Source organism: Variovorax sp. V213, assembly GCF_041154455.1.
Classification (GTDB): Bacteria; Pseudomonadota; Gammaproteobacteria; order Burkholderiales; family Burkholderiaceae_C; genus Variovorax.
In genome coordinates this window covers 3,996,160-4,018,841 of the sequence record NZ_AP028664.1, presented here as the reverse complement: position 1 = coordinate 4,018,841, position 22,682 = coordinate 3,996,160, and the positions used below count along the sequence as shown (strand labels likewise).

Here is a 22,682-nt window from a genome sequence, read left to right as displayed (position 1 = left end):
CTACGACCAAATGCGTCATTCTTTTGTATTAGATATTTCAATCGCTCGGCCAGCGCGCTGATTTCCGCGCTGCAACCTTCAAGGCTCCATATTGCAAAGCCATTTTGGGCTTGGCATAGAGCCGACACGTGTCACTGAACCCGAAAGGGGCAAGCGCTTGCTTGTAAGACGAAAGGTGCTCCTGCAATGAGAGTTCTCAAACTACAAATCCGCTTTCGTTACAAATGTGGAAACGGGGCGTACGTATGACCAATTTCTCTCGCGAGGAGTCGATGGCGCCTCTGGGCGAAGAGGCGGGCGGCGGAATTGCGGATGAACTGGCATGGATCAAGGTTCGTCATCCGGCCATGCTGCGTGCCGGAAAAAGGGCAGTCGATATCACCGCGTCCCTGTTCTTCTTCTGCGCCTTCGGTTGGCTCTACGTGCTGATCGCCATCGGTGTATTCATCAGTTCCGGCGCACCGGTCTTGTATTCGCAGCCGCGCTTCGGGCGAGGCGGGAGGGTGTTCAAGTTCTACAAGTTCCGCTCCATGCTGCCGAACTCGGCCCAGATCCTCGAGGAGCACCTCAGGAACGATCCCGTGGCACGCCAGCAGTGGGACGACTATCAGAAGCTCGAGAACGACCCGCGCATCACCCGCTTCGGCAAGTTCATCCGCAAGACCAGCCTGGACGAACTGCCGCAGTTCTGGAATGTGCTCGTGGGCGACATGAGCCTGGTCGGGCCACGGCCCTGCATGCTCGACCAGAAGAGCCTGTATGGCGCGGACTGGTCGTTCTATTGCGCGGTGCGCCCCGGAATCACCGGCCTGTGGCAGGTCAGCGGCCGCAACCAGCTCAGCTACAAGAAGCGCGTGGCACTGGATGTCACTTACGTGGAGACGCTCTCCGTCGGCGGGGACATCGGCATCTTCATCAGAACCATCTGGGTGGTGGCCGTCGGCCACGGTTCACGGTGAAACCGGGTCAACGATGAAAAAGATCCTGATCTGCGCGGTGCCCTTCAGCGACAACCTCGGTGACGGGGTCATTGCCGCATCCCTGGCCCATATTGCCGGCCTGAAGTATCCGAAAGCCAGCGTCGAATTTCTGGACATTGCCGGCCGGGTCGGCTTCCAGGAAGAAAACCTGCGGGGCGGCGGCGCATTCGAGGTTTTTGCAAGGCTGCCGTCGCTGCTGCGGTCGCTGATTGTTTTCTTGTATTGCCTCAAGGGCTATTTTCTTGTTTGGCGAAAAAACTGGAAGGCCGCGGTCAGCGACGCCGAACTGGTGGTCATCGGCGGCGGGCAACTCTTCTGCGATGTGGCGCTCAATTTTCCGGCCAAGCTGTTTCTTTTGAGCAGGCTGCTGCGCGGCAAGCGCGTGGTGGTCGTGTCGGTGGGCGTCACGGCCAAATGGTCATTCTGGGGCCGCTACCTCGTCAAGCGCTTCATCAAGAATGCAAGACCGGTTTTCTACGCGACGCGCGACAAGGAATCGGCGCACAACCTGCACACTCACTTCCGAATTCCAAGAGGCAGCATACGGGTCGTTCCCGATCCCGCGCTTGTTTGCGCCGACGCGTTCTCGGAAGAGCTCTCGCCTGAAAAGAACTGGGATATCGGAATTTGCGTCAGCAGCCTCGATGCCCTGGTCATGAACTCCGAATACTCGAATTCCAATTCCACGGAGTCCGCGAGGTTTTTTTCGACGCTTGCCGAATCATTGCAGGCCCAAGGAAAGCGGGTGCTTTATTTCACCAATGGCGCGTCCGAAGACAACAAGGTATTGAGCGAGATTTCTTCGGGAGCGGGGGCCGTGAAATCGGGCTTTTTCGTTCCCCGGCATCCCGATGAACTCGTTTCACTGATCAGCGCCTGTTCCTGCATTGTTGCCCATCGGCTCCATGCAAACATCGTTGCCTACAGCTTGAACATTCCATCCATAGGAATGAACTGGGACAAAAAGGTTGAATCGTTCTTCGAATTGACGAAGCGGAAGCGCTACCTCTTCGATTTGTCGCCCCGCGTCGAAAAACTCGAGGCTTCGGTGCTGAGCGTGTTGAGCGAAAAGACCCCGGACCGGCAAACACTGGATTTGCTGAGAGGCGAAGTGGTTGCCGGAGTTCATGCCTTGATCTGATGGAGCGGGCCATGAAAATATTGCACATTGCCGAAACACTCAAGGGCGGGCTGGAAACCTATCTTCGGATGGTCTCCGGTTTCCAGCAAAACTCTCCGGTGATCAGCCAGGCGAAGTTCATTCTTCCCGGGCCCGTGGACTGGCTGAACTCGCAGGATACCCACGTGGTTCCCACGGCGCGCAGTCCGTTGGCCCTTGCGACGTACGCCGCCGAAGTCCGCAAGATCATCCGCAGGGAACGCCCCGCGGTGCTTCATCTGCACAGCTCGATCGCGGGCGGAGTCGTTCGGGCCATGGCGCTGCTCGGCCAGGTGCCGCAAGAGACAAAAATCGTCTATTGCTCTCATGGATGGGCGTTCGACCAGATCGGGCCTTCGTACAAGAAGTCGATCTATCGGTGGATCGAATGGCTGCTTTCGTACTGGAGCGACGCCATCATCTGCATCAGCCACCATGAGTTGCGGATTGCGGAAAAGTTTGGCATCAAGCGCTGCACGTGCATTCCGAACGGCATCACCCCAGCGGCGGCCACCCAGGAACAGGCTGCCCTTCCCAAGGCGTCGCCGCACCCCAGAAGAATCTTGTTCGTGGGCCGGCTGGACCGGCAAAAAGGCATCGATGCACTGCTCGAGTCCTATGCGCGGGTGCGGCCCGACTTCAAGCTGATCGTCGTGGGTGGCGCCGTTCGAAACGATCTTTCTCTCGCCCATTCCGAAGACATAGAGTTCAAGGGATGGCTCGAAAAGGACGAGCTCGACGCCGCCTACAGGTCTTGCGACGCGATCATCGTTCCCTCGAGATGGGAGGGCTTCGGCCTTGTCGCGGTCGAAGCCATGGCGCGGAGCAAGCCGGTGTTTGCATCGGCGGTGGGCGGCCTCGTCGATATCGTCGAAGACACCCGGAGCGGGCGGCTGTTTCCGCTCGCTCGGCTGGACGAAATGCTGCGCGAAATCGACCAGATTTCCGACCAAGACATGGTGCGGATGGGGCGGGCCGGGCGGGAGATTTTCGAAAAGAAATACACCGCCGACCGGATGAACTCCGCCATCGTCGATTTGTACAAGGAGTCGGTACTCTGATGAAGTTTTCTTCCCTTGTTCCCGTCCCGGAGCGCCTCTTCGGCCTCTTCAGGCTGTTCTGCGCTTCGGCGGCCGTTGCTGCCTTTTCGTGCGCGGCCCAGGCCCGGGGGATCAGCGAGCTGAGCACCGATTACCCGACGGCGCTGAGCGTGCAGATCGACCCGAGCGACATTTCGGACGAAGACCTGAACGAAATCAGGGCGGCGGGATTCGAGTTCGTCCGATTCGGCGTGCGGCCGCCGCTGAAGAGCGTCAACCCCGCTCAGATCGACTACTCGAAACTGATCCGACGCGTGCGCAATGCGAGGCTCGACGCCATCGTGACGCTGTTCGGAGGCAGGGAGATCTGGGGCCACGAACCAGCGGACCTCGGCGGCGGCCAAAGGGAAAAGCTGTTCGCGAACTTCGCCGCTGAATTCATGAACGCGCACACCGCTGATGTGGCGGTGTGGGAACTGTGGAACGAGCCCGACTACAAGACCTTTCTGAACCCGGCGCTTTTCTCGAGCTTCGAAACCGCGACCGCGGAGTTTTGCAGCAGCATCGCGCAACTGAAGAACCCGCCGAAGATCGTCATGGGGTTCGGCTTTGCGAAGCTTCCTTTCAACCAGGGGCAAGTTCCGCCGCAGCTCGAAAATGCCTTTGTGTCGGGGGCCAAGGCCAATTGCCTGACGGACATATCGATCCACCCTTACCGTTCGATTCCGGAAACGGCCATTGCCGACTACGGAAAGCTGCGCGCCCAGCTGGACCAGCTGCAGCTCGGCAAGGTCGGCATCGTTGCCTCCGAATGGGGCTACGCGTCGTACCTGCCGGTGCGGGACCGCAACACCCAGGCTTCGCTGATCCTGCGTGAATACCTTACCAACGTGGCCGCCGGCATCAAGCTGCTGAACCTCTACGCCTGGCGGGACCGGGGAACGTCCGTCATTTCGAGAGAAGACAACTTCGGACTCAAGTCGAAGGCCGGCGAGAAGAAGGAGGCGTTTTCGAGCCTGACCGAATTCCTCAAGATCGCCCGGACTTCGAGGAAGGTTTCGTACGACAGCAACGGGAGCCTGAACAAGCTGGTGCTGAGCCGCGGAACGACCTTGCTGCACGTGGTGTGGACGCAAAACTCCGAGCAGAACGTCCTGATTCCCGCAGCCAAGGGAAAGAAGTGCACGCGGGTCGATTTCTTCCCGCAGGTGCGCCACGGGAGCTGCGGCAATCCGGTGGAGGGCGGCGTTGCCGCCAAGGCCTCGAGCTATCCGGTCCTGTTCTCCGTTGCGGACTAGGGGATGGCGTCCGGGATTCGAAAACGCCTCGGAGGTCCGATCTATGCCGTTGCAGACCAATGCATCTATAGCGCGAGCCAGCTGCTGCTGAGCTTTGCGCTCGCACGGGCGTTGTCGCCCTCGGATTTCGGTATTGCGTCGGCGTTCCTGGCGATCGTCAGTTTCCAGTACATCCTGCATACCGCGGTGGTTCACGAGCCGCTGCTGATCAAGCGCCATTACGCCAATCGGTCCGCCGCCTGGTGGAGTTGGGCGCTCGTGCTTGCCGTCTCGTTGGCCGGTTTCCTGGTCTGGCAGTTCACGAGCTTCCCGGGGCCGCTGCGCTGGGCGGGCGTGGCGCTCATCGTGGGCTACGAAATATTCTGGATCTCCCGCAGCGTCTTGCTGGTGGGGCGTCGATACCTGGTTCTCTGCATCTCAGGTGTCTTGATCAGCATCGGATACGTGGCGGTCCTGATCGGGTTGAAGCCTGCCACGTGGACGCAGGCGCTGCTGTGGATCGCCGTGATCCAGCTGCCTTTTGCCATCTTGATTGCGAGAACCCTGAAAAGCGTGATCGCGCCGCTGCCCGCACCCGCCGATGCCGAGGCGCTCAGTGTGAAGGAAGCCGCCAGCTATGGTTGGAAGGCCAGCCTTTCGCAGCTCATGAGCTGGATCATGACGGGAGGTGCGATCTTGCTGCTGGGGTCCTCGGCAGATTCTGTACAAGGCGGCCTGCTGAAGATCTACATCACGTTCTTGCTGCCCATGCAGTACGTGCTGCTCGCGCTGGGCTACTACATCTTGCCGAAGCTGGCGGCCAGCTGGAACTCCGAGGGCCGAAGGGACGCTTTCCGTCTCTTCATCAAGTTCGTGATATTCGGCTTCATGGTGGCCGAGATCGGTGGCGTGCTGCTGGGCCTGCTCGGGCCCTACCTGGTGGTTCTGGCGTTCGGCAAGAACTACGGCGGCATGGATTTTTCGCCGTTCTTCTACGCGCCCGCGATCTTCGGCCTCACGATGTGCCTCCGGACGGGTTTCAGGGCGGCTGCGCGGCCCGGGGCTCTGCTGTGGTGCTCGATTTTCGGCGCGTTGGTCTTCGCGGCGTGCATGCTCTTGGCCAAGCCGCCCATCTCTTACATCCAGACCATCAACGCCATGACGCTTGGCTTTGCCTGCATGGCGGCCATGATGATCGGCTGGCTGTTCGTCATCATGCGCGGCCCCGGTGTCGCCGCGCAGGCTCGCTGACCGTTCTTCCAGGGCTTGCGATCGGGTGAGCATTGCGCCCGGGCAACCGGGCGCCAACGCCCACCGATCACCGTGGGCGTTCGAAGTTCAGGATGTTGTCACCCGCCTTCGGGCTGCCGCTGTCGGGCGGCTCGAACTTGTAGGCGCTCGGGTCGCGCGCGGAAGTCATTTCGTAGAGCGGGTGGATCCGTGCCAGTCGCGCACCGCCATCGCGCACCAGCGGCGCCCACGCGAAGTTGGCGGTGAACTTGTTCGAGCGCGGCAGCAGTGCGTCGAAGGGGATGGAAAGATAGATGCCCTTGTCGAAGCTGCCTTCGCCGAACTGCCTGGCCGACACATTGGTCTTGGTGACGTAAGCGCCCAGCACCACGCCGTTGTCGAAACGGCGGCTGATGTCGATGGTGACTCCCCGATCGCCTGCCAGGTACTGGCCCGCGCTGACCTTGGCCAGGACGCCGTTCCAGCCGGTGTCCCAGTAGAGGGTCGCGTGGCCGGTGTTGACCTTGTAGTCGCGCAGGCCGAAGTCCTGTTCGAAGTCGCGTTGCCGCACATGGTTGAAGTCGACGCCAATCGCCATCCGGCTGCGCCACGGGCGATAGAGCCATTCCCCGCCGACGCCCGCATACATGCTTTCGAGCGCGCCGCCGTAGACGCTGTAGTACTGGTTGTCCGTCAACCGGCCGACGTGGGTCAGCTGAAGCACTGGCATGGTCAGCCGCTTCGAGGTGACGAACTCGCGCTGATAGGTTCGCACGCGGGGCAGGTTGCTGGGCGCCGTGTACGTGAATTTGTCGAAGTTGTCGACGAGGCGCAGGTTCAGCGCGCCGTTGACCCAGGTGCTGGGTGTGAAGCGGTATTCCGCAACCGCCTGCACGCCGACCTGGAAAAGCACGAAGGAGTTGGGGCCGCCGAGAATCTGGCCGAGGCTCGGCGTGAGGCCGATGCTGAACTTCTGCACCGGCCGCTCCCATGGCGCCAGCGCCTTGTCGTCCACGGACGCGGCATCCTTGGCTGCAACCGAAGCGCCGGCGCCGCCGCCCTTCACAACGTTGAGGGCCGGCGCGTCGGCGCCGAGCGGCGGGGGCGCATAGTCGCGCTGGGTCGCTGCCCGAACTTCACTGGGCGCCTGCGCCTGGTAGTGCGCTGTCACCCATTCGTTCCGGTCGACCACTTGCGCGTGCAACGCCAGGCCTCGTTCCGAGTAGTGCAGAACAAAATTCCTGATCGAAGCGGGCGCATCGCGATGCAGCACGGCAATGATCTGTTCGACGCGGGCACTCCGATAGACCGTGGCGCTTTCGGTGATCCACACGTGCAGCATCGGGCCTTGCGGCGCAATGCGCTGAACGGTCCAATCGGTGCGGCTTTCGATATCGGCCGCGGTCGCCGCCCAACCCGGCGACGTGGCGGGGGGCGTCGGCGAAAAGCGCGGCGCCGGGGGATCCGCCGTCTTGGGCATCTGCATCGTCGCGAGGTTGGTCTGCAGCGTGAGGCCGACCATCACCTTGTTTCCGCGCTCGAAGCCGGCCGAGAACGTCACGCCGGGGGCATAGCGGTACTCCAGGCCGATATTGAAGGGCGAGCGCTGCGGCTGGTTGTTGTTGAGTGGCTCGTTCTTGTAGTCGTTGCCTTCGTACTCGAGCTTGAGCGTCAACGGGTCCCAGGGCGTGCGCCATTGCACGCCGCCAAAGAGCGCGGCGGGTCCGCGAAAGAGCCGGCCGAAGTTGGCGCCGCCCCATGTGGTCTCGCTGACGCGGGTCTTGAAACGGCTGCTCAGCGCGTTGAACGGATTGCCGATGTTTCCGCTGCTTCCCATGTAGCCCCAGCCGATGCCGAGGCTGAAATCCAGGTCGCCGTGGCGCTTGCTCGCCACCAGGTACTCGGATGAAAAGAGACCGGTGCCACCGATGTCCCGAAAGCCGAGGGCCACTTCGGGAAGGTAGGCCGACTCTTTCCACAGCCGCGCCTTGAGGTCGATGCTCTTGTCCTTGTAGCCCTGGTTGCTGAGGCCGATGCCGTAGATCCGGTTGCTGATGGACGTGTAGCGGAAACCCGCTTCCAGCCAGTCCAGCGGTTGGAACATCACGTTCAGCCGCGTGTAGGGCGAAACGTGCGTGAGGGATGTGCGCATGTCCCCCGCCTGGCCCATGCGGGCCGTGGGTGTCTGCAGCAAGCCGGTTTCGCCCCAGTCATTGCCGCTGGACTGCAGCGCGCGGTACTGCGGCGCCGCCTCGGGGCGGACCGATATGGCGGTTGGCGCGAAGGCACCGCCCGGTGCCGGTGCCACAGGGGCGGGCGGGACCTCGGCCGAGGGTGCGGCTGCGGCTTCTGCCGAAGCGGCAACGGGTGCTGCCGCCACGGGCGTTGCCGAAATCGTGTTGCCGCCTTGCGGCGACGGCCCTTGCGTGGCCAGGAACTTGATCAAGCCCTCGGAAATCGCGTTCAGGTCATCCATGCCGCGAGGCGCTGCCCAGACCCATGCACCGGGTGCCGGCTCGTCGGAGGGATGTGCGTTCCATCCCGCCACGCCCACACGGGCGATGCGGCCGTCGGGCTGCGCGACCCAGGCCCAGTCATGCTTGCCCCCGGGATCGCAGGCCGCCACGTAGTCCCATGCCGCGCGCCCCGGTTCGTGGACGACCTGGCAGAGCTGCCCGTCGGGCTGCACGACCGAAATCGTCTTCAGGACGGGCGCTGGCGCGACGAGTTGCTGGCCGGCCTTCAGCACCGGGTCTTCTTCCGGATGCGCCTCGAGCCAGCGCGGGTCGACGATGCCGAGCGCGACGCGGCCGGTCACGGGCAGGCCCTGCAGCCATTTGATCAGCTGCTGGCGCTGGCCCCGTAGTTCCGGGCGCGCGCGCCGGGTGGCGGCGTCGAGCCGCAGCAGCAGCTGGTTCTTCAGAAACTGCTGCGCCAGGCGCTCCTGAGGGATGCGCCACGCCAGCCCGGGAGCCGCGGTTTCGGCTGGCTGGCGCAGCAGCCAGGCGCTCAGCCGCTCGCCGGGACGGATGTCGGCGTCGTTGGCCGGGGTCTTGTTGTCGCCGGGGCTGCTGCCGAGAGGCTGGGCCCCGGCCGCGCAGCTCGCCGCCAGTGCGCAGGCCACCGCAGCGCGAAGGGGCCAGGGGTGTCTGCCAAAGCCACGGGGAAGCAAACTGCTCATGTACCAGCGCTCGCCGCTGCGACGGGTGCTGGGGGGGAAGGCGTCCACTGCTCGAAGCTCATACACAGGTCATTGGAAATACATTGCTCGGAATAAACGACCCGGGGCGTGCCGCCCGCCTGCGAAACGCCAAAGCGCGCGGGAGGCAAAGAGGCGCTCGAAGGGCGCGAAACGCTGCGCTCCTCGTACCAGCGCAGGGACGCAGCGGCCGTACCGGCCACGGCGGCTTGCTGCGGTGCGGCAATGGGCGTCTGCACGATGTCGTCGCGAATGCCGAAACGGTAGCCCGGCATCACGTCGCGCTCGCGCTGATAGGTCTGGGGCTGCGATGCGTTCGCAGCGTCGGCCCACGCCGGCAGCCTGGAAAAGCGCACCTCGCGCCAGTCGGTGGTGAGGCCGGTCGTTCCCACGAGGCGTCCGTCGAGCAGCCTGACGACTTCGCCGGCATTGCTGTACCAGACCTCGACGGCGCCTTCAGGGCGCTTGTCGATGTAGCCGAGAACCATATAGACCGTCTGGCTGCCGACGACTACGCGCAGGTAACGGTAATTCGGATTGAAAGTGGGCTCGGGCGCCGCGGCGCCCGAGCCATAAATATGCCGCGCCGTGGCCAGCATGGCCGAAGATCCGGAAGAACAGCCGCCAACGCCCAAAAGAAATGCTGACAAAAGACAGCATTCAATAAGTCGCGTGGCGAGACCAACGCGCGGAGCGTTCAGCGAATGCCCTCCCGGCAGGAGGGCCCGCACGATTAATTCGTGCCGGTCGTGCCCGTGCCGCCGGTACCGCTCGTGCCGCCCGTACCGCTACCGCCGCCGCTGTTGCCGCCATTGCCACTGCCGATGGCAGCTGCCAACCCGACGCTGGCTGCGATGCCGCCGGCCTGCCCGGCCGTGATGCGGCCGGACGCGGAATTGGCTGCACCCGTGGCGCTGGCGGGCTGCGGGCCGGGCGTTTGAACGGGCGGTGGATTTTGGGGTGGGTTTTGAGCCAGCGCCGAAGAAATACCCAAGGCGGCAATAAAGGCAGCGGAAACCAATGACTTAATTTTCATGGCGGATATCCTCGTAATTAGCAATTGACAGTTGGGTCAAGATTAGCAGCTGGCGAAGTGTGCCGCAACTAAGTTAGCCTTTTTTACAATCGATGTGCGTGCAATTCCTTGTGTCCAAATGTCTTGCAAATCCGAATTAATTCATTGTTCTTAATTGGTGTTTGCAGGGGGCCGAGACGGGCATTCGCACACGCTCGGACCGGCGCCGTTGAATATGCGCGCAACAGCCCGCTACAATCGCCGGTTGACCCTGCTCCAGCGAAGAAGACTTAGAGGATCCCCATGAGTGACATGACCTCCGGCTCCCCCCGGATCGACACAAGCAAGCGGACGTGGTTGATCGCATCCAGCTGTGCCGGCGTAGCGGGAGGCGTGGCCACCGCGATTCCCTTTGTGAGTACGTTCCAGCCTTCCGAGAAGGCCAAAGCCGCAGGCGCTGCGGTCGAGGTGGACATCGCAGGCCTCAAGGTCGGCGAGAAGATCACCGTCGAATGGCGCGGCAAGCCGGTGTGGATCCTCAAGCGCACGCCCGAGCAGGTTACCGAACTCGCCAAGCTGGACGGCCAGCTCGCGGATCCGCTCTCCAAGCGTCACCCCGACGAATTCACGCCCAAGTACGCGCAGAACGGGCACCGCTCGATCAAGCCCGACGTGCTGGTCGTGGTCGGCATCTGCACCCACCTCGGCTGCTCGCCGATCGACCGCTTCCAGGCCGGCCCGCAGCCCTCGCTGCCGAACGACTGGGAAGGCGGCTTCCTGTGCCCTTGCCACGGTTCCACGTTCGATCTGGCCGGCCGTGTCTTCAAGAACAAGCCCGCGCCCGACAACCTGCCTGTGCCCCCGCACATGTACCTGTCGGACACCAAGCTCCTGATCGGTGAAGACTCCAAGAAGGCCTGAGGCAGAAGAAGAACATGGCTGAATTCCACGAAATTTCCCCCAATGCGCCCACGGGCGAAAAGCTGCTCAACTGGGTCGACAACCGCTTCCCGCTGACCAAGCTCTGGAACGACCAGTGGGGCAAGTACTACGCGCCGAAGAACTTCAACTTCTGGTACATCTTCGGCTCGCTCGCGATGCTGGTCCTGGTGATCCAGATCGTGACCGGCATCTTCCTCGTGATGCACTACAAGCCCGATGCCAACCAGGCGTTCGCTTCGGTCGAGTACATCATGCGCGACGTGCCGTGGGGATGGCTCATCCGCTACATCCACTCGACGGGCGCCTCGGCGTTCTTCATCGTGGTGTACCTGCACATGTTCCGCGGCCTCATGTACGGCAGCTACCGCAAGCCCCGCGAGCTGATCTGGGTCTTCGGCTGCGCGATCTTCCTGTGCCTGATGGCCGAGGCCTTCATGGGTTACCTGCTGCCCTGGGGCCAGATGAGCTACTGGGGCGCCCAGGTGATCGTGAACCTGTTCGCCGCCATTCCCTTCGTGGGCCCTGACCTTGCGCTGCTGATCCGCGGCGACTACGTGGTGAGCGACGCCACGCTGAACCGCTTCTTCAGCTTCCACGTCATTGCCGTGCCGCTGGTGCTGCTCGGCTTGGTGGTGGCCCACCTGATCGCGTTGCACGAAGTGGGCTCCAACAACCCCGACGGCATCGAGATCAAGGCCAAGCGCGGCCCCGACGGCCATCCGCTCGACGGCATTCCTTCGCACCCGTATTACACGGTGCACGACATCTTCGGCGTGGTGGTGTTCCTCACCATCTTCTCGGCCGTGATCTTCTTCGCGCCGGAAGCGGGCGGGTACTTCCTCGAGTACAACAACTTCATTCCGGCCGATTCGCTCAAGACGCCGAACCACATCGCGCCGGTCTGGTACTTCACGCCGTTCTATTCGATGCTGCGTGCAACCACCGACGACATGGTCAACGTGTTCGCACTGATCATCGCCCTGGCCGCCGTGCTGAACTTCGTCAAGGGCAAGTCGAGCACGGCACTGAAGATTGCGCTCGTCGTGGTGGCGGCCGTGGCGATCTTCCTGCTCAAGGCCTTCGACGCCAAGTTCTGGGGCGTGCTCGTGATGGGCGGCTCGGTCATCATCCTGTTCTTCCTTCCATGGCTGGACAAGAGCGAGGTCAAGTCGATCCGCTACCGGCCGAGCTGGCACAAGTATGTCTACGGCGTCTTCGTGTTCTTCTTCCTGATCCTGGGCTACCTGGGTATCCAGGCGCCTGGCGTCTGGGGCAACCTGGTCATCGGTTCGTTCGTGCTGGACATCGCGCAGACCATTTCGCAGATCGGCACGCTTTTCTACTTCGGTTTCTTCCTGCTCATGCCGTGGTGGAGCAGCAAGGGCGAGTTCAAGACCGTGCCCGACCGCGTGACCTTCGCCGCCCACTGAAAAGCCCAAGAGAGCTTGAGAGAAACACGATGAAGAAAAGCATTTCTGGCTGGCTCGCGGTTGTGGGCCTGGCATTGGGCCTGACCTTCTCCGCAGCCGCATCGGCCGAGTCCGGCGGCCTGGCGTGGGACAAGGCGCCCAACAAGACCACCGACGTGGCCTCGCTGCAGAACGGCGCCAAGCTGTTCGTCAACTACTGCCTGAACTGCCATTCGGCAGCCTTCATGCGCTACAACCGCCTGCAGGACATCGGCATCACCGAGCAGCAGATCAAGGACAACCTTCTGTTCGCGACCGACAAGGTTGGCGAGACCATGAAGGCCAACATCGACGCGCGCCAGGCCAAGGAATGGTTCGGCACGACCCCGCCCGACCTGACGCTGGTGGCACGTTCGCGCGCCGGCCACGGCGGTACCGGTGCCGACTACCTGTACACCTACCTGCGCACCTACTACCGCGACGACACCAAGGCCACCGGCTGGAACAACCTCGTGTTCCCGAGCGTCGCCATGCCCAATCCGCTGTGGGAACTGCAAGGCGAACGCCGTCCGGTCTACACCAAGATCGTTCAGCATGGCCACGAGACCGAAGTGTTCAAGGGTTGGGAGCAAGTCACCCCCGGCACCATGACGCCGCTGCAGTTCGACACGGCGGTCGGCGACCTGGTGAGCTACCTGCAATGGATGGCCGAACCGGCGCAGAACACGCGCATCCGCATCGGCGTGTGGGTGCTGCTGTTCCTGCTCATGTCGTTGGTTTTCGTGTGGCGACTGAACGCCTCGTACTGGAAAGACGTCAAGTAGTTCCGTCCACGCCGACCGGGCGCTGTGCGCGCCCGGTCCCACAGAGTGGGTTGCCAACGCGACCCACTCTTTTTGATTTTTAGGAGTCTCTCGCCATGATGGTCTTGTATTCAGGAACGACCTGCCCCTTTTCCCACCGCTGCCGCTTCGTGTTGTTCGAGAAGGGCATGGACTTCGAAATCCGCGACGTCGATCTCTACAACAAGCCCGAAGACATCGGCGTGATGAACCCGTACGGCCAGGTGCCGATCCTGGTCGAGCGCGACCTGATCCTGTACGAATCGAACATCATCAACGAGTACATCGACGAGCGCTTCCCGCATCCGCAGCTGATGCCCGGCGACCCGGTCGATCGCGCGCGCGTACGCCTGTTCCTGCTCAATTTCGAGAAGGAACTGTTCGTGCACGTGGCCACGCTGGAGAACCGCACGGCCAAGGGCAACGAGAAGGCGCTCGAAAAGGCCCGCGCGCACATCCGTGACCGCCTGACGCAGCTCGCTCCTGTGTTCCTCAAGAACAAGTACATGCTGGGCGACAACTTCTCGATGCTCGACGTGGCCATTGCGCCGCTGCTCTGGCGCCTGGACTACTACGGCATCGACCTCAGCAAGAATGCGGCACCGCTGCTGAAGTACGCCGAGCGCATCTTCTCGCGCCCCGCGTACATCGAAGCGCTCACCCCCTCTGAAAAGGTCATGCGCAAGTAAATAGGCTCTCCCCCAGGCTTCGCGCACTTCGTGTCGCTTCTCCAACCCCCTCGCCGGGGGCAACACCAGCGGCCCGGCAAAGCCGGTTCCGCGGTGTTCTGCGAAGAGTCCGAAGCTGGCGATTGCACGGTAGAAAATTCATGATCAACGCGCTCGAGTCGTCCTCCACCCGCCCGTACCTCATCCGGGCGCTGTACGAATGGTGCACCGACAACGGGTTCACGCCCTATGTCGCGGTGCAGGTCGACGACACCGTCCAGGTGCCGCGCGAGTACGTGAAAAACGGCGAGATCGTGCTGAACATCAGCTTCGACGCGACCAGTTCGCTCAAGCTCGGCAACGATTTCATCGAGTTCAAGGCCCGCTTTGCGGGCAGTGCGCGCGAAATCGTCGTGCCCGTGGGCCGGGTGATTGCCATCTACGCGCGCGAGAACGGCCAGGGCATGGCGTTTCCGGCGCCCGTACCCACCGGCAGCAATGCCGATGGCAGCGCTGGCGCCGCATCCCCGGCTGGCGGTGCGCCGGCAGCCCAGGGGCCTGCCCGCATGCCGCTGCGCGACGCGTCGCGCGGCAGCGAGGGCGATGCCGGCAAGATCGTTCACCTCGTGACGGACGATGCGGCCGATGGCGGCAACGACATCGGCTCGCCCATCGATCCCGACGATGAGCCGCCCCGTCCACCGGCCGGAGGCGGCAGCCGGCCGTCGCTCAAGCGCGTGAAATAGGGCAACAGCAGGACGGACCGGGGGGGGCGGCCTCTGCCGCACCGCTAAAATCCGACAAGACAATTCGTGCCGCTTTAGCTCAGTTGGTAGAGCACCCGCCTTGTAAGCGGAAGGTCGTCAGTTCGATTCCGACAAGCGGCACCATCTCCCCACTGGGGATCAGCAACGGCCTTTCTTGGCCTGTCCCGGTGGGCAGTGGTATCCGCCGCCGCCATGGCCTTCGCGCTCGGCGTGGTGCGGTTGCTCCGCGCGCCGCCAGTTGCCTTCCATCCATCGCCAGCCACCGTCTGCCTGGACCCAGCGGCCTGGTGCGTACGCGTAGTCGGGCCGTGCCGCCTGCCAGTAGCCGGAGCGCCAGACGTAGGCGCGTTCGTTCCATTGCCAGTGGCCCGGCACCCAGACCTGGCCCGACCGCGGCCCCGGCATGGGCTCATAGCGGGGCGCGGGAGGTGCGACCTGGATCAGGCCGGGCACATTGATATTGACCGAGACCTGTGCCGCAGCGGGCAGGGCACACGCGGCGAGCGCGGTGGCTATCAGGAGAGCTGAGACTTTCATTTGAAACCCTTGAAGATGAGAACACGCATGTACAACGCGGGCCGGCGGAAAGTGTAATCAGAACATTCCTCAGGGCCTTGGGAAGCCAAACCGTGGTTGGTCGCGGCCGCGGCCGCTTCATCAGGTGCTAGAGTCCGAACGCACGCTGCACGCCGATGCGCCGACTACGCTTCCTGACCCACCGCCACCGCGCCCCCTCCACGAACCGGGTGCTCGGCCTGCTGCTGGCCTTCAATGCCGGCGCGGTGAACGCGGGGGGCTTCCTGGTGCTGCACATGTACACCTCGCACATGACGGGCTTCGCGTCGCAGTTTGCGGACGGGCTGGTGCTTGGCAACGCGAAGCTTCTGCTGAACGCGCTGGGCGCCATCATCGCATTCGTGTCGGGCGCGGCCGTCTGCGCAATCCTGGTGAACTGGGGCCGCCAGCATCGCTTGCGCAGCGTCTACGCGGTGCCGCTGCTGCTCGAGGCGGCACTCATGTTTCCGTTCGGCCTCATGGGCGCCATCACGCTGACCTGGTCGACGCCATTCGCCGTGCCGCTGACCGTGCTGCTGCTCTCGTTCATCATGGGCCTGCAGAACGCGGTCGGCTCCAAGACCTCCGGAGGCAGTGTCCGCACCACGCACATGACGGGCAACATCACCGACGTGGGCATGGAACTGGGCAAGCTGATCTACTGGAACAGGCATGCCACGCCGGCGCATGCCATGGTTCGGCACGACCGTCGCAGGATGCGGATGGCGGGAGGCTTGATCGGCATGTTCGTGCTGGGCGGCATCGTCGGCGCGCTCGGCTTCAGCTATATCGGCTTCGTGTGCGTGGTGCCGCTCGCGGCGTTGCTGCTCGCCATTTCGATACCGCCGCTCATGCGGGACCTGCCGCGCTCCAGGACGCTGCAGAAGCTTCTTGTCATCGTCGGTGTGAAGATGCCTGCCAGGCACCCGCCCGCGCATGCAGATTCGTCACCCGAAAGCTGAAGGCTTCCCCGGCCACTTGCGGCCTCAGATCGCGCCCACGGTGCCCGTGATCGGCAGAACGATGCCGGTGATGTAGCTGGCGCAGCTCGGTGCGGCAAGGAACACATAGGCGGGGGACAGCTCCTCCGGTTGCGCCGGCCGCTGCAGGTCGGTCTTCTTTCCGAAGTCCTTCACTTTTTCGGGTGGGCTGTCCGCAGGATTCAAGGGGGTCCACACCGGCCCCGGCGCCACCGCGTTCACGCGGATTCCCTTGGGCAGCAGGTTGCTCGCCAGCGACTTGGTGAACGCGTGGATGGCGCCCTTGGTGGTCGAGTAGTCGAGCAGGTGGCCGCTTCCTTCCAGGCCCGTGACCGATCCGGTATTGATGATCGACGCACCCTGGCGCAGGTGCGGCACCGCGGCGCGCGCCATCTGGAAGTAGCCGAAGACATTGGTCCTGAGCGTGAGTTCGAAGCGCTCGTCCGTGATGTCCTCGATCGATGCCGCGTGCAGCTGGAACGCCGCGTTGTTCACCAGGATGTCGAGCTTACCGAAGGCCTCGAGCGTCTTGTCGATCGACTCGCGGCAGAACGCCGGGTCGCCGACATCGCCCTTGATCATGAGGCAGCGCGCGCCCTCGTGCTCGACATGGCGCCGCGTTTCCTCCGCGTCCTCGTCTTCTTCCAGGTAGACGATGGCCACGTCGGCGCCTTCACGTGCGTAGAGAACCGCCACGGCACGGCCGATGCCGGAATCACCGCCCGTCACCAGCGCCGTCATGCCTTCGAGCTTACCGCTGCCCTTGTAGTCCGGCGCCTCGAACCGGGGGCGCAGCGCCATCTCCGCTTCCAGGCCCGGCTTGCTCAGGTGCTGCGCCGGCATGGGATTGACCGGCTGGGACCGCGGCGCCGCCTGTGCCGGCTGGCTGGGCTTCTTGGCGGCGGGCTTCGCGCGGTCCTTCGCGTCCTGTGCCTTCTGAACAGCTCGCTGCCGGGAGGCCGTGTGGGCTGCTCCTCGGGACTTGGCAGATTTCGCGGGTGAAGCGGTGGTCGATTTCATGGTGCGTGGACTCCTGCATGTGAGCGACCACCGTAAAACTCCGGCGCTCGGCCTGCGTAGGAATCCGTCCCGATTGCGCGCCCGCCGTGTCGCGCGATTTCCGCTTCGCTTGCAAAGGGTGACGACGCACGCCTACGCACCGGCCATTGCGGCTTGCGCATGGTTATGGCTTCCCGACTCTGGAGCACGGGCGATGCAGCCTGAAAAGGAAACGAAGGAATCCGGCAACAACCGCGGCAGCAACGGCAAGGCACACCGGCCGGGCCGCCACAAGCACCCCTCGCTCCAGGCATTGACGCACCGGAACATCGAGTCGATTCTGGAGTTGGAAGAAGAAAACCGGCGCGCCAAGCCGCTGCTCTACAGGCTGGTGTCCCGCATATCGCGCTACTGCGGAACCGTGGCCTTCCTGTGGTGGAACCTCGCCTTCTTTGCCGCATGGATCCTGCTCAACCAGTTTGTCTGGCGCATCGATCCCTATCCCTTCACCTTCCTGCTCTTTCTGGTCTCCATCGAGGCCATCGCGCTGGCGATCATGATCCTGATCAGCCAGAACATGTCAGCCGAAGAAAGCGAGCGCCGGCACCACCTGGACCTGCAGATCAACCTGCTGAACGAGCGCGAGATGACCGCATTGCTGCGCCTCGCCACCCGCATGGCGGAAAAGATGGAAGTGCCGCCGGAGTCGCATAGCGAGGTCAAGGCGCTGGCCGAGCGCACCGACCCCGGCAAGGTGCTGCACCAGATCGTGGAGGCCGAGGCCTCGCACGAGGAGCGCCGCTGAAATACCCGCGCCGCTAGGGCAGCTCGGCGCCTTCGACCAGGAAGCGCACGCGCCGCACGCCCTGCCATTCGTCGGCATCGAGCCGGAAGGCCAGCTTCACGCGCGCGGGCAGCGGATCGGTATGGCCGAACCAGATGCCGTCGACCGGCTGCCCCTGGTGCCGCAGCTTGAGCGCCAGGTGCTTCTCGCCCACCAGGCGCTGCGACACCACCTCCACTTCCTCGCTGAAGGTGGGCGGGGCGAAACCCTGGCCCCACACCTCGCGGTGCAGCGTGTCCACCAGGTCGATGCGCATGTACTCGCGGGCCAGCGGTCCGTCGGTGTCGAGGCGGCGCGTCAGGGTGGCCGCGTCGAGCCACTCGTGTGCCACTTGGGCCAGCGCCTGCTCGAACACCTCGAACTTCTCGCGCGCGACGGTGCAGCCGGCTGCCATCGCGTGGCCGCCGAAGCGCAGCAGCACGCCCGGGTGGCGCTTGGCCACCAGGTCGAGCGCGTCGCGCAGGTGAAAGCCCGGAATCGAGCGGCCGGAACCCTTGAGTTCGTGCGCCTTGCCTGGCGCACCGCTTGCGGCGAACACGAAGGCCGGGCGATGAAAGCGGTCCTTGATGCGCGAGGCCACGATGCCGACCACGCCCTCGTGAAAGTCGGCATCGAACACGCTGATGGCGGCCGGCGGCGCCTCGCCACCATCGGCGGTGGGGCCGAACAGCGATTCGGCCAGCAGCAGCGCCTGGTCGCGCATGCCGCCCTCGATGTCGCGCCGCTCGCGGTTGATGCCGTCGAGCATGCGCGCCAGTTCGTCGGCGCGTCCGGCATCGTCGGTCAGCAGGCATTCGATGCCCAGCGTCATGTCGGCCAGCCGTCCGGCCGCGTTGATGCGCGGGCCCAGCGCAAAGCCGAAGTCGAAGGTGGTGGCCACCGCGGCATTGCGTCCCGCGGCCTTGAACAGCGCCGCAATGCCCGCCGGCAGCGCGCCGGCGCGAATGCGGCGCAGGCCCTGCGCAACGAGCCGGCGGTTGTTGGCGTCGAGCTTCACCACGTCGGCCACGGTGCCCAGCGCCACCAGCGGGAGGAGCACGTCCAGCTTGGGCTGCGTGGCCGCGGTGAAGAGGCCGCGCGCGCGCAGTTCGGAGCGCAGCGCCAGCAGTACGTAGAACATCACGCCCACGCCGGCAATGCTCTTGCTCTCGAAGCCGCAGCCGGGCTGGTTGGGATTCACCAGCACGTCGGCGGCCGGCAGTTCGGGGCCGGGCAGGTGATGATCGGTCACCAGCACCTGCAGGCCGCGCGCCTTGGCGGCGGCCACGCCCTCGACGCTGGCAATGCCGTTGTCGACGGTGATCAGCATGCTGGCGCCGCTGTCCGCCACGCGCTCGGCGATGGGCGGCGTGAGGCCGTAGCCGTCGACCACGCGGTCGGGCACCAGGTAGCCCACGTTTTTTGCGCCGAGCAGGCGCAGGCCGCGCACGGCGACGGCGCAGGCGGTGGCACCGTCGCAGTCGTAGTCGGCCACGATGCACAGGCGCTTGTCGATTGCCATTGCATCGGCCAGCAGCACCGCCGCTTCGCGCGCGCCGTGCAGCGTGTCGGGCGGCAGCAGGCGCGCCAGGCCGTCGTCGAGCTCGTCCTTGGCAAGCACGCCGCGCGCTGCGAAGAGGCGCGCCAACAGGGGATGCACGCCGGCCTGCTCGAGCGCCCAGACGGTGCGGGGCGGAATCTCCCTGGCGATGATCTTCATAGCGCCTCCAGCACGCTGGGGGCGCGCGGCCGGTCGAACAGGCTTCGAGCCCAGCCCACCAGTCCGCGCTGCTGCACCGCGTAGCGCTGCGCCGCGCGGTCGCCGCACAGCGTGAGCGTGACGTCGGCACCGGCGGTGTAGTCGGCCAGCAGGCTGGCGATGGTGCCTGCATCGAGCGCCTGCCAGGCTTCGGCCCAGCCCGGGCCGTCGTCGCGCAGCGCGGCCACGCGCAGCGCTTCGCTCACGGTGGGCGGCGCGGTATCGGCCGGAGGAATGCCTGCCTGCAGCGCGCCGGTGCCGCTGAGCCAGAAAGAATTGATCGGCGGCACGCCGCGGGCGGCGCGGTCGTCGTTCACGCGCTGGGTATAGAGCAGCATCTGCATTTCGTTCTGGAGCCGGCGCAGCGGCCGCGCCGCTTCGGCCAGGGGCGACCATTGCGAAATCGGGTGGCCCACCGCGCGGTCGATGGAAGCCGTGGCCAGGCCGTCGAAGATGCGCGCGCGCGCCAGCCAGCGGCCGGGCGTGGCGGAGGGGTGCAGGGCAATGCCGTCTTCCTCGAAGAAGGGGTGGGCGGCGGCCAGCAGTGCGGCGGATTCGGCCGCGTCGATCTCGATCGCGGCCGGATCGCCCAGCACCACGTCGTCGATGCCCACCTGCCAGTTGCACAGCGAGACCAGGCCCCAGCCTTCCTTGTCGCCGGGTTCGGCGATGGTGGACTGCATGGCTTCCAGCGCGGCCCAGGGAATGCAGCCGTCGGGCGCCGAGATGCCCAGCGCCCTGGCGAGCGCCCGTTCGTGGGGCGGTGAGCGCGTGCTTTCGTCCTGCGTATCGGTCTCCACGAGCGAGAGCCGCGAGAGCAGGGCCTCGAGATTGGGCAGCCGGAGCGAAGGCAATGCCGCGCGGCATGCCGGGGAACCGCGGCCGGCAAAGGGGATCAACAGATGACGTGGGAGAGGCTCGGCCATTTCCCTATTGTCCGGGATGCTAGGATGAAACGCCCCCCGAAGCGCCTTCGGCGCCTCCCCCCACTGGGGGGCGCACCCGGCGGCCCGGCAAAGCCGGATCCGTGGGTGCACCTGGCTGGGCTCAAACTGAAAATATGCGACTTCCTTATGAACTGCAGCTCGGCTGGCGCTATACCCGCGCAGGCCGGGCGACGCGGCGCAATGGCTTCATCTCCTTCATCTCCGGCGTGTCGATGCTCGGCATCGCATTGGGAGTGGCGGCGCTGATCATCGTGCTCAGCGTGATGAACGGCTTCCAGAAAGAGGTGCGCGACCGCATGCTCGGCGTGGTGTCGCACATCGAGATCATTTCGCGCGACGGGCAAGCACTGCCCGACATCGACGCCATCACGGCGGCCGCACGCAAGAACCCCGAGGTGATCGGCGCGGCGCCCTTCATTGCCACCCAGGCGCTCATCGCGCGCGGCGAGGACATGAAAGGCACGTTGGTGCGCGGCATCGTGCCCAAGCTCGAACCCGAGGTGACCGACATCGACACCACGGCGCAAAAGGGCACGCTCGACAAGCTGGTGCCGGGCCAGTTCGGCATCGTGCTCGGCGGCGAGCTGGCGCGCTCGCTGTTCGTGCAGCCGGGCGACCAGGTCACGCTGGTGGCGCCGGGTGGGCAGGTCACGCCCGCCGGCGTGGTACCGCGGCTCAAGCAATTCACTGTGGTGGGCACCTTCGATTCGGGCCACTACGAATACGATTCCGCGCTGGCCATGATCCACGAGGAAGATGCCCAGCGCGTGTTCCGGCTCGACGGGCCCTCCGGCATCCGCATCAAGCTCAAGGACCTGAACGAGGCGCGCGAGGTGGCCGACCAGATGGCCGTCACGCTGCCGGGCCAGTTCCTGATTCGCGACTGGACGCGCCAGAACAAGACCTGGTTCGCGGCCGTGCAGGTCGAAAAACGCATGATGTTCATCATCCTCACGCTCATCGTGGCGGTGGCCGCCTTCAACCTGGTGTCCACGCTGGTCATGACCGTGACCGACAAGCGCGCGGACATCGCCATCCTGCGCACGCTGGGCAGTTCGCCCCGCAGCATCATGGGCATCTTCGTGGTGCAGGGGGCGATGGTCGGCGTGATCGGCACCGTGGCCGGGCTGCTGCTGGGGCTGGGCATTGCCTACAACATCGACGTGATCGTGCCCGCGCTCGAGCGGCTCTTTCACGCCAGCTTTCTGCCCAAGGACATCTACCTGATCAGCAAGATGCCGAGCGATCCGCAGCGCAGCGACATCATGCCGATTGCCATCATTTCCCTGGTCCTTGCTTTCCTTGCCACGCTGTACCCCAGCTGGCGCGCCAGCCGCGTCAACCCCGCCGAGGCCCTGCGCTATGAGTGAACAACAAACTACCGCCACGCCGGGCAATGGCGTGGTGCTGAAGGCGCGCGGCCTCACCAAGCGTTTTCACGAAGGGCGCATCGACCTCACCGTGCTGCACGGTGTCGACCTGGATGTGCGCGCTGGCGAAACGCTGGCCATCGTCGGCGCCTCGGGCTCCGGCAAGAGCACGCTGCTGCACCTGATGGGCGGGCTCGACGGGCCCACCGCCGGCAGGGTCGAGCTGCTCGGCAAGGACATCGCGCATGCCGACGCGGCCGAGCAGGGCCGGCTGCGCAACCAGCACCTGGGCTTCGTCTACCAGTTTCACCACCTGCTGCCCGAATTCAGCGCGCTCGACAACGTGGCGATGCCGCTCAAGATCCGGCGCATGGAACCCGCGCAGGCGGCGGCCGCGGCCACGAAGATCCTCGAGAGCGTGGGCCTGGGCGAGCGCCTGCACCACCGTCCCGCCGAGCTCTCGGGCGGCGAGCGCCAGCGCGTGGCCATTGCGCGTGCGCTGGTCACGCAGCCGGCCTGTGTGCTGGCCGACGAGCCCACGGGCAACCTCGACCGCAACACGGCCGACACCGTGTTTGCGCTGATGATCGAACTCGCGCACAAGCATCGCACGGCCTTCGTGATGGTCACGCACGACCAGGAGCTCGCCAAGCGCTGCGACCGCGTGCTCCAGCTGGTGGCGGGGCGGCTCGCTGGCTGAGTTGCCGATGCCGCTTGCCAC

The 22,682-nt window shown here is 64.6% G+C and carries 21 protein-coding genes and 1 tRNA gene; 15 read left to right on the top strand and 7 right to left on the bottom strand.

Annotation, left to right across the window (positions count from 1 at the left end; all coding sequences use genetic code 11):
- Positions 1 to 245 precede the first annotated feature (245 nt).
- From ACAM55_RS19105 to ACAM55_RS19085, 5 genes are read left to right on the top strand one after another with little or no spacing between them, the layout of a single operon-like run.
- Positions 246 to 959 (top strand): sugar transferase, encoded by a 714-nt coding sequence (locus ACAM55_RS19105; protein ID WP_369653048.1) that lies wholly within the window; start codon positions 246 to 248, stop codon positions 957 to 959.
- A gap of 13 nt (positions 960 to 972) precedes the next feature.
- Positions 973 to 2,121 carry a polysaccharide pyruvyl transferase family protein gene (locus ACAM55_RS19100; protein WP_369653047.1) on the top strand — a complete coding sequence of 383 codons (1,149 nt, stop codon included), beginning with the start codon at positions 973 to 975 and terminating at the stop codon, positions 2,119 to 2,121.
- Between the two features lie 11 nt (positions 2,122 to 2,132).
- On the top strand, positions 2,133 to 3,200 hold the full coding sequence (locus ACAM55_RS19095) for a glycosyltransferase (RefSeq protein WP_369653046.1): 1,068 nt from the start codon (positions 2,133 to 2,135) through the stop codon (positions 3,198 to 3,200).
- Positions 3,200 to 4,477 carry a hypothetical protein gene (locus tag ACAM55_RS19090; protein ID WP_369653045.1) on the top strand — a complete coding sequence of 426 codons (1,278 nt, stop codon included), beginning with the start codon at positions 3,200 to 3,202 and terminating at the stop codon, positions 4,475 to 4,477. The genes ACAM55_RS19095 and ACAM55_RS19090 overlap by 1 nt, the downstream gene beginning before the upstream one ends.
- A 3-nt stretch (positions 4,478 to 4,480) precedes the next feature.
- Positions 4,481 to 5,707, top strand: coding sequence for a lipopolysaccharide biosynthesis protein (locus ACAM55_RS19085; RefSeq protein WP_369653044.1), 1,227 nt, complete (start codon positions 4,481 to 4,483; stop codon positions 5,705 to 5,707).
- 67 nt (positions 5,708 to 5,774) lie between these two features.
- Here ACAM55_RS19085 and ACAM55_RS19080 read toward each other — a convergent pair whose 3' ends face one another.
- The 3 genes from ACAM55_RS19080 to ACAM55_RS19070 all read right to left on the bottom strand — a co-directional run bounded on the left by ACAM55_RS19080 (position 5,775) and on the right by ACAM55_RS19070 (position 9,921).
- Positions 5,775 to 8,867, bottom strand: coding sequence for a YjbH domain-containing protein (locus ACAM55_RS19080; protein WP_369653043.1), 3,093 nt, complete (start codon positions 8,865 to 8,867; stop codon positions 5,775 to 5,777).
- A complete protein-coding gene (locus tag ACAM55_RS19075) occupies positions 8,864 to 9,484 on the bottom strand; it encodes a YjbF family lipoprotein (protein ID WP_369653042.1) in 621 nt (206 codons plus the stop codon). Before ACAM55_RS19075 ends, ACAM55_RS19080 begins: the two co-directional genes overlap by 4 nt.
- Positions 9,485 to 9,618: 134 nt before the next feature.
- Positions 9,619 to 9,921 carry a hypothetical protein gene (locus tag ACAM55_RS19070; protein ID WP_093020004.1) on the bottom strand — a complete coding sequence of 101 codons (303 nt, stop codon included), beginning with the start codon at positions 9,919 to 9,921 and terminating at the stop codon, positions 9,619 to 9,621.
- A gap of 282 nt (positions 9,922 to 10,203) precedes the next feature.
- Between ACAM55_RS19070 and petA the strand changes: the two genes are divergently transcribed.
- The 6 genes from petA (at position 10,204) to ACAM55_RS19040 (ending at position 14,651) form a co-directional block, all read left to right on the top strand.
- A complete protein-coding gene (gene petA, locus ACAM55_RS19065) occupies positions 10,204 to 10,821 on the top strand; it encodes a ubiquinol-cytochrome c reductase iron-sulfur subunit (RefSeq protein WP_369653041.1) in 618 nt (205 codons plus the stop codon).
- 14 nt (positions 10,822 to 10,835) lie between these two features.
- On the top strand, positions 10,836 to 12,272 hold the full coding sequence (locus tag ACAM55_RS19060; protein WP_369653040.1) for a cytochrome bc complex cytochrome b subunit: 1,437 nt from the start codon (positions 10,836 to 10,838) through the stop codon (positions 12,270 to 12,272).
- Positions 12,273 to 12,301: 29 nt separating this feature from the next.
- Positions 12,302 to 13,075, top strand: a complete 774-nt coding sequence (locus tag ACAM55_RS19055; protein ID WP_369653039.1) for a cytochrome c1 — start codon at positions 12,302 to 12,304, stop codon at positions 13,073 to 13,075.
- A 95-nt stretch (positions 13,076 to 13,170) separates the two neighbouring features.
- Positions 13,171 to 13,782, top strand: a complete 612-nt coding sequence (locus ACAM55_RS19050) for a glutathione S-transferase N-terminal domain-containing protein (RefSeq protein WP_028260168.1) — start codon at positions 13,171 to 13,173, stop codon at positions 13,780 to 13,782.
- A 140-nt stretch (positions 13,783 to 13,922) separates the two neighbouring features.
- Complete coding sequence (locus ACAM55_RS19045; RefSeq protein ID WP_369653038.1) at positions 13,923 to 14,507, top strand: ClpXP protease specificity-enhancing factor; 585 nt, start codon at positions 13,923 to 13,925, stop codon at positions 14,505 to 14,507.
- A gap of 68 nt (positions 14,508 to 14,575) precedes the next feature.
- A tRNA-Thr gene (locus ACAM55_RS19040) sits at positions 14,576 to 14,651 on the top strand.
- Between the two features lie 15 nt (positions 14,652 to 14,666).
- Here the strand turns inward: ACAM55_RS19040 and ACAM55_RS19035 are convergent.
- Positions 14,667 to 15,065 carry a hypothetical protein gene (locus ACAM55_RS19035; RefSeq protein ID WP_369653037.1) on the bottom strand — a complete coding sequence of 133 codons (399 nt, stop codon included), beginning with the start codon at positions 15,063 to 15,065 and terminating at the stop codon, positions 14,667 to 14,669.
- A 155-nt stretch (positions 15,066 to 15,220) separates the two neighbouring features.
- Between ACAM55_RS19035 and ACAM55_RS19030 the strand changes: the two genes are divergently transcribed.
- On the top strand, positions 15,221 to 16,045 hold the full coding sequence (locus ACAM55_RS19030) for a YoaK family protein (protein ID WP_369653036.1): 825 nt from the start codon (positions 15,221 to 15,223) through the stop codon (positions 16,043 to 16,045).
- 24 nt (positions 16,046 to 16,069) lie between these two features.
- On the opposite strand, the gene ACAM55_RS19025 is transcribed toward ACAM55_RS19030, so the two are convergent.
- Entirely contained in the window at positions 16,070 to 17,083 is a 1,014-nt protein-coding gene (locus tag ACAM55_RS19025; protein WP_369653035.1) for an SDR family oxidoreductase, read from the bottom strand.
- Between ACAM55_RS19025 and ACAM55_RS19020 the strand changes: the two genes are divergently transcribed.
- On the top strand, positions 17,070 to 17,867 hold the full coding sequence (locus ACAM55_RS19020) for a DUF1003 domain-containing protein (RefSeq protein ID WP_369653034.1): 798 nt from the start codon (positions 17,070 to 17,072) through the stop codon (positions 17,865 to 17,867). The genes ACAM55_RS19025 and ACAM55_RS19020 overlap by 14 nt on opposite strands.
- Positions 17,868 to 17,880: 13 nt before the next feature.
- On the opposite strand, the gene recJ is transcribed toward ACAM55_RS19020, so the two are convergent.
- Together recJ and ACAM55_RS19010 are read right to left on the bottom strand one after the other, a co-directional pair.
- Entirely contained in the window at positions 17,881 to 19,605 is a 1,725-nt protein-coding gene (gene recJ, locus ACAM55_RS19015; RefSeq protein WP_369653033.1) for a single-stranded-DNA-specific exonuclease RecJ, read from the bottom strand.
- Positions 19,602 to 20,570, bottom strand: a complete 969-nt coding sequence (locus tag ACAM55_RS19010) for a hypothetical protein (protein ID WP_369653032.1) — start codon at positions 20,568 to 20,570, stop codon at positions 19,602 to 19,604. Before ACAM55_RS19010 ends, recJ begins: the two co-directional genes overlap by 4 nt.
- Before the next feature lie 134 nt (positions 20,571 to 20,704).
- Here ACAM55_RS19010 and ACAM55_RS19005 point away from each other — a divergent pair, with 134 nt between their 5' ends.
- Entirely contained in the window at positions 20,705 to 21,961 is a 1,257-nt protein-coding gene (locus tag ACAM55_RS19005) for a lipoprotein-releasing ABC transporter permease subunit (RefSeq protein WP_369653031.1), read from the top strand.
- Positions 21,954 to 22,661, top strand: coding sequence for a lipoprotein-releasing ABC transporter ATP-binding protein LolD (gene lolD / locus ACAM55_RS19000; protein WP_369653030.1), 708 nt, complete (start codon positions 21,954 to 21,956; stop codon positions 22,659 to 22,661). Before ACAM55_RS19005 ends, lolD begins: the two co-directional genes overlap by 8 nt.
- Positions 22,662 to 22,682: the final 21 nt, after the last annotated feature.

Bases quoted from the DNA above. Each gene is read 5' to 3' on its own strand.
- ACAM55_RS19075 (WP_369653042.1), bottom strand. From the start codon at position 9,484: ATGCTGGCCACGGCGCGGCATATTTATGGCTCGGGCGCCGCGGCGCCC.
- ACAM55_RS19050 (WP_028260168.1), top strand. From the start codon at position 13,171: ATGATGGTCTTGTATTCAGGAACGACCTGCCCCTTTTCCCACCGCTGC.
- ACAM55_RS19025 (WP_369653035.1), bottom strand. From the start codon at position 17,083: ATGAAATCGACCACCGCTTCACCCGCGAAATCTGCCAAGTCCCGAGGA.
- ACAM55_RS19095 (WP_369653046.1), top strand. From the start codon at position 2,133: ATGAAAATATTGCACATTGCCGAAACACTCAAGGGCGGGCTGGAAACC.
- ACAM55_RS19035 (WP_369653037.1), bottom strand. From the start codon at position 15,065: ATGAAAGTCTCAGCTCTCCTGATAGCCACCGCGCTCGCCGCGTGTGCC.
- lolD (WP_369653030.1), top strand. From the start codon at position 21,954: ATGAGTGAACAACAAACTACCGCCACGCCGGGCAATGGCGTGGTGCTG.
- ACAM55_RS19100 (WP_369653047.1), top strand. From the start codon at position 973: ATGAAAAAGATCCTGATCTGCGCGGTGCCCTTCAGCGACAACCTCGGT.
- ACAM55_RS19005 (WP_369653031.1), top strand. From the start codon at position 20,705: ATGCGACTTCCTTATGAACTGCAGCTCGGCTGGCGCTATACCCGCGCA.
- ACAM55_RS19105 (WP_369653048.1), top strand. From the start codon at position 246: ATGACCAATTTCTCTCGCGAGGAGTCGATGGCGCCTCTGGGCGAAGAG.
- ACAM55_RS19090 (WP_369653045.1), top strand. From the start codon at position 3,200: ATGAAGTTTTCTTCCCTTGTTCCCGTCCCGGAGCGCCTCTTCGGCCTC.
- ACAM55_RS19080 (WP_369653043.1), bottom strand. From the start codon at position 8,867: ATGAGCAGTTTGCTTCCCCGTGGCTTTGGCAGACACCCCTGGCCCCTT.
- ACAM55_RS19030 (WP_369653036.1), top strand. From the start codon at position 15,221: ATGCGCCGACTACGCTTCCTGACCCACCGCCACCGCGCCCCCTCCACG.
- ACAM55_RS19070 (WP_093020004.1), bottom strand. From the start codon at position 9,921: ATGAAAATTAAGTCATTGGTTTCCGCTGCCTTTATTGCCGCCTTGGGT.
- ACAM55_RS19085 (WP_369653044.1), top strand. From the start codon at position 4,481: ATGGCGTCCGGGATTCGAAAACGCCTCGGAGGTCCGATCTATGCCGTT.
- ACAM55_RS19060 (WP_369653040.1), top strand. From the start codon at position 10,836: ATGGCTGAATTCCACGAAATTTCCCCCAATGCGCCCACGGGCGAAAAG.
- recJ (WP_369653033.1), bottom strand. From the start codon at position 19,605: ATGAAGATCATCGCCAGGGAGATTCCGCCCCGCACCGTCTGGGCGCTC.
- petA (WP_369653041.1), top strand. From the start codon at position 10,204: ATGAGTGACATGACCTCCGGCTCCCCCCGGATCGACACAAGCAAGCGG.
- ACAM55_RS19010 (WP_369653032.1), bottom strand. From the start codon at position 20,570: ATGGCCGAGCCTCTCCCACGTCATCTGTTGATCCCCTTTGCCGGCCGC.
- ACAM55_RS19045 (WP_369653038.1), top strand. From the start codon at position 13,923: ATGATCAACGCGCTCGAGTCGTCCTCCACCCGCCCGTACCTCATCCGG.
- ACAM55_RS19055 (WP_369653039.1), top strand. From the start codon at position 12,302: ATGAAGAAAAGCATTTCTGGCTGGCTCGCGGTTGTGGGCCTGGCATTG.